4 protein-coding genes are annotated in these 5481 nt (G+C 69.8%); 1 reads left to right on the top strand and 3 read right to left on the bottom strand.

The annotated features are described in order from the left end of the window. Positions 1–80: 80 nt before the first annotated feature. The 3 genes from Q5425_RS25650 to Q5425_RS25640 all read right to left on the bottom strand — a co-directional run bounded on the left by Q5425_RS25650 (position 81) and on the right by Q5425_RS25640 (position 3656). On the bottom strand, positions 81–710 hold the full coding sequence (locus Q5425_RS25650) for an NUDIX hydrolase (protein ID WP_308674859.1): 630 nt from the start codon (positions 708–710) through the stop codon (positions 81–83). After that, positions 707–2407, bottom strand: a complete 1701-nt coding sequence (locus Q5425_RS25645; protein WP_308674858.1) for a CTP synthase — start codon at positions 2405–2407, stop codon at positions 707–709. The genes Q5425_RS25650 and Q5425_RS25645 overlap by 4 nt, the downstream gene beginning before the upstream one ends. 88 nt (positions 2408–2495) lie before the next feature. Continuing rightward, the gene (locus Q5425_RS25640; RefSeq protein WP_308674857.1) at positions 2496–3656 is read right to left on the bottom strand and encodes an acyltransferase; all 1161 of its coding nucleotides are present in this window, start codon (positions 3654–3656) and stop codon (positions 2496–2498) included. Positions 3657–4179: 523 nt separating this feature from the next. On the opposite strand from Q5425_RS25640, the gene Q5425_RS25635 reads away from it, so the two are divergent. Then, complete coding sequence (locus tag Q5425_RS25635; RefSeq protein WP_308674856.1) at positions 4180–5445, top strand: alginate lyase family protein; 1266 nt, start codon at positions 4180–4182, stop codon at positions 5443–5445. Positions 5446–5481: the final 36 nt, after the last annotated feature.

The following is a 5481-nucleotide window of genomic DNA, read 5'->3' as shown; positions in this document are numbered from 1 at the left end:
GCGTTGGTTGCGTCCAACGCACCCAATGTGGCGTTCGGTGCGTTGGACGCACCGAACGCCACATTGGGGCGCTTGAGCGCTCAGGCCTGCTTGCGCTTGGCGAACGCCGTCGGGCGGTCCTCCCACGGGGCGTCCGCCGGACGCGGCTCGGCCACGCCGGTGACCACCGCCTGCGCGGCCAGCACCCCGGACACCGTGGCGCCGTTCACCAGCTCGCCGGCCAGCGCCATCCGGACCGCCTCGGCGAGCGGGAACTTGCGGATGACCAGGTCCGCCTCCTCCTCGCCGAGCACGTCGCGGTCCACATCGGACAGCCCGCGGGCGAGGAACACCCGCACGACCTCGTCGGTGAAGCCGGGCGACGCCGCCACGTCGACCAGGGTCACCCAGTCCGCCGCGGCCAGCCCGACCTCCTCGACGAGCTCACGGCGAGCCGTCCCGACCGGGTCCTCGCCGAGGTGGTCGATCAGGCCCGCGGGCAGCTCCCACAGCCGGTGCCCGATCGGGTGCCGGTACTGGTGGATGAGCGTGACCTGCTGCTCGTCGTCCAGCGCGACGATCGCCACCGCGCCGAGGTGCTCGATGACCTCGCGGACCGCGGTGTCGCCACCCGGCATCACGACGTCGTCGATCCGCAGGCCGACGACCCGTCCGATGTGGACGTCCCGGCTGGACGCGACGCTGAACTCGTGCTCGCCCGGCGCGGTCATCGCGCGGCCACCGGGGCTTCGGGCAGCTCGACCGGCAGGCGCTCGGCGACCTTGCGGTCCACCACGGCCTTGACGAACGCGCTGAACAGCGGGTGCGGCCGGGTCGGGCGGCTCTTGAGCTCGGGGTGCGCCTGCGTGCCGACGAAGAACGGGTGCACGTCGGCGGGCAGCTCGACGAACTCGACCAGGTGGTCGTCCGGGGACGTCCCGGAGAAGACCAGGCCCGCGTCCGAGAGCTGCTTGCGGTAGGCGTTGTTGACCTCGTAGCGGTGCCGGTGCCGCTCGGAGACCTCGGTGCTGCCGTAGGCCTTGGCGACCTGCGAACCCGGCTTGAGCTTCGCCGGGTAGGCGCCGAGCCGCATGGTGCCGCCCATGTCGCGCTCCCCGGCGACGACGTCGCGCTGGTCGGCCATCGTCGAGATCACCGGGTGCTCGGTGTTCTCGTCGAACTCCGACGAGCCGGCGTCGGGGATGCCGGCCAGGTGCCGCGCGGCCTCGATGACCATGCACTGCAGGCCGAGGCACAGCCCGAGCAGCGGGACACCGCGGGTGCGGGCGTACTCGATCGCGCCGACCTTGCCCTCGATGCCGCGGATGCCGAACCCGCCCGGGATCAGCACCCCGTCCACTTCGGACAGCACGGAGGCGGCCCCGGACGCGGTCTGCGCGTCGTCGGAGGCGACCCAGACGATCTCGACCTTGGCGCGGTGGGCGAACCCGCCCGCACGCAGGGCCTCGGTGACCGACAGGTAGGCGTCCGGCAGGTCGATGTACTTGCCGACGACCGCGATCTTCACGACCTCGCTCGGGTTGTGCACGCGGTCGAGCAGGTCGCCCCACACCGTCCAGTCGACGTCCCGGAACGGCAGGCCGAGGCGGCGGACCACGTAGGCGTCGAGCGCCTCGCGGTGCAGCACCTTCGGGATGTCGTAGATGGATCGCGCGTCCGGGCAGGCGATGACGGCCTCGGTGTCGACGTCGCACATCAGGCCGATCTTGCGCTTGAGGTCCTCGGGGATCTCCCGGTCGGCCCGGCAGACCAGCGCGTCGGGCTGGATGCCGATGTTGCGCAGCGCGGCGACGGAGTGCTGGGTCGGCTTCGTCTTGAGCTCGCCCGACGGCGCCAGGTACGGCACCAGCGAGACGTGCAGGAAGAAGCACTGGTCGCGGCCGACGTCGTGGCGGACCTGGCGGCAGGCCTCCAGGAACGGCAGCGATTCGATGTCGCCGACCGTGCCGCCGACCTCGGTGATGACGACGTCCGGTGACTGGCCGGTTTCGTCGGGCCCGGCGGCCGCGGTGATCCGGGCCTTGATCTCGTCGGTGATGTGCGGGATGACCTGCACGGTGTCGCCGAGGTACTCGCCGCGGCGCTCCTTGGCGATCACCTCGGAGTAGACCTGGCCGGTGGTGACGTTGGCCTTGCCGTCGAGATCGCGGTCGAGGAACCGCTCGTAGTGCCCGATGTCGAGGTCGGTCTCGGCGCCGTCGTCGGTGACGAACACCTCACCGTGCTGGAACGGGTTCATCGTCCCGGGATCGACGTTGAGATAGGGGTCGAGCTTCTGCATCGTGACGCGAAGCCCGCGTGCGGTAAGGAGCTGACCCAGGCTGGAAGCCGTGAGTCCCTTACCCAGAGAGGAGGCAACGCCTCCGGTGACAAAGACGTACTTGGTTGCCCGTGACTGAAGTCCCACGGGCCGCCAGCATATCCCACCGCTGCGGATCCGCGCGTTGTGACCTGCCCCAGACGCCGGATATGACCTCTGCCACCCGCACGGGTGACTAAGCCGCACCCTTCACCGGACGCAGCCGCGGCCGCCCGGTGAGCGCCCGGCTGCCGGGCAGCCGCCGCAGGACCTCCACGATCAGGACCGTGAGGACGATCGTCGCGAGGTAGATGAGCACGCTCAGCCACGGCGCGCCGAAGTGCTCCGCGACGTGCGGGATCACCGGCCCGAGCAGCGCCAGTGCGAGCGGGTGCACGAGGAAGATGCTGAACGACCGGTTCGCCGCCCACGACACCAGCCGGGCCCCGCGGCTGCCTTCGCGGCGCCGCGCCGCCCACCTCGTCGCGAACGCGTAGATCGCCGCGATCACGGTGAGGAACCACGGGATGAGGTAAGGCTGGAACGGGTCGCTGGCCACCTGCGGAAACGTTCCACTGTGGACGGTGCGGAAGTAGTACCACTCGGTGCCGGCCAGCACCGCCACGAGCGCGCCACCGAGCAGCAGCCGGTGCCGGCCCGCCCAGGCGTGCACGGTCTCGAAGTGCATGGCCACCACGGCGCCGAACAGCGTGTAGAACTGGTACGGCACGATCGTGCCGTACAGGTGGGTGATCGTCTCGTAGCTCACGCCGAGCGGCTGGTAGGTCATGAACAGCGTCACGCCGGCCTGCACCAGCCCGCTGCCGAGCAGCAGCCACTTGTGCTTGCCCTCGGTCGCCCGCAGGAGCTTCATCAGCACCGGGAAGAGCAGGTAGACCTGCATCGTCACGAGCAGGAAGTACAGGTGGTACCAGGCACCACCGGTGACGAGGTCCTCGAGCAGCAGGCGCATCGACGCCTCGAGCGAGCCCGGCTGCTGCGCCCCGGTCACCAGCGAATACGCCCAGAAGAACATCGACCACGCCAGGTAGGGCGTCGCGACCAGCGGGAGCCGCCGCCGCCAGAAGTCGCCCGCGGTGAATTCGCGGCGGCGGTTCTGGAACACCAGCACGAACCCGGTGAGCGCGAAGAAGGCCTCCCGGGTGAAGTGCAGCGGCGTCTCGACGGCGTTGGCGCCGACGTCCTGCGCGAAGTTCGTCGCGCCGACGACGTGGATGAGGATGACGCACGCGAACGTGATCAACCGGAACAGGTCGATCTGGTGGAGGTAGGGCGCTTTGCCGCCCGGTCTCGTGGCGCGGGCGGGGGCCTCGAGCGTGGCCTGGGCTGTCGTCATCGTGCCGCCGATCCGGCACCGTCGTCGGCGTGGTTCACGTTGTCAGACTTGCCACCCATTCTGTGAATTTCCCATGAAGCCGCTGGGAAGCGCCTGTTGGCGGAGCTCATGGGGCGTGTCGGATATGCCACTTTCGCTCGGAGAGCGGGGTTTCCGTGATCATGGTACTGCGGTGCGTGACGGTCCACCACACGGGCGGCCGCGTGGTGGACCGTCATGAACGGCTGAGAAAGCGCCGCCACCGTTCGGCGTGCCGAGGCCGGTCGGGCCGTCGTGCCCGGTCACGGCGGTGCACAGGGAGCTGCCGCCGCACGAGCCATTGCTGCCGCCGCTCACGTCGCAGAGCGACGATGTGTGCGAGTACACAGTGTTCGCACCCGTGACGCCGGTGACACTGCCGAGCACGTACCCGTCGCCGACCTGGCCTGGTTGACACTCACCGCCTCACCTGGTCAGAATCCCTGCAGCCGTACCGCCGCCCGGTGACGAGCGGGGATTTCGACGTCCCCGGAAGGCGGTCGAGGTGCGAAGCGTTTTGGGCGCGCTGGTGTTGTCGGCGAGCATGGCCCTGTTCCCGGTCAGCGGGACGGCGGTGGCCGCGTCCCCACCCCACACGATCGTCACCGACGGCGCGAAGCTCGCGGGCATCCGGCACGCGATCCGCAGCGGCCACACCACCTCCGCACAGCGGGCCGCGCTGAAAGCCGTGCTGGCCAAGGCGGACACGGCGCTCACCGACGGCCCGTGGTCGGTCATGGACAAGCCGTCCGCGCCGCCGAGCGGCGACAAGCACGACTACCTGAGCCAGGCGCCCTACTGGTGGGCGAGCCGGCCGAAGACGCCCGAGAACCCGCAGGGCTGCCCGTACGTCAGCAAGGACGGCCAGCGCAACCCGGAGGCCGACGCGATCACCGACCACACCTACCGGATGTGGGCGTGGGACGCGATGTACTACCTCTCGCTGGCCTGGTACTACACCGGCGACGCGAAGTACGCGAAGCGGGCGGCGCTGGACATCCGGACGTGGTTCCTCGACCCGGCCACGCGGATGAACCCGAACATGACGTACTCGCAGATCGTGCCGTGCCGGAACACCGTCAGCGGCACCGGGATCATCGACTCGACGCAGTCGTTCAGCCAGCTGATGGACGCGTTCGCGCTGCTCGACGGCGGTGCGCCGGGCTGGACCGGGAAGGACCGCTCCGGCATCAAGGCGTGGCTGACGCAGTACCTGACCTGGATGCAGACCAGCCCGCAGGCGAAGCTGGAACTGGCCGCCACCAACAACCACGGCACGTTCCTCGACATGCAGAACGCGGCGATCTCGGCGTACCTGGGCAAGCGTGCCGAAGCCAGGAAGATCGTGCTGGACGCGGAGCAGAAGCGGTTCCCGGTGCAGTTCGCCGCCGACGGCAGCCAGCCGCTGGAGCTGTCGCGCACGATGTCGTGGCACTACGTCAACTTCAACCTGACGGCGTGGGGCCGGCTGGCGGAGGTGGGCAAGAACCTGGGCGTCGACGTCTGGAAGTACCGGGCGGCGAACGGCGTGACACTGCGGAAGGTCGTCGACCAGCTGATCCCGGGCGCCCTGCACGGCGCGCAGGCTTGGCCGCACCAGCAGATCGGTGTGTTCGACCAATCGATCGCGGCGGACATCTTCCACGCGGCAGCCGAAGAAGCGCACGACACCGACGCGGCGGCCGCGCTCAAGCAGCTGCCCTTGCCCGCGGGCGGCGACACGTGGCCGGTGCGGGTGTCCTGCTTCCCGCTGGACCCGCCCCTCAAGTAAGCGTCGTGAGTGGTAAGGCGGGTTCTAACCCGCCTT

It is taken from the genome of Amycolatopsis sp. A133 (assembly GCF_031082405.1).
In the GTDB taxonomy this organism is placed as follows: domain Bacteria; phylum Actinomycetota; class Actinomycetes; order Mycobacteriales; family Pseudonocardiaceae; genus Amycolatopsis.
Note: the sequence above shows the minus strand (reverse complement) of the source record. Positions and strands in the feature narration are given on the sequence as shown.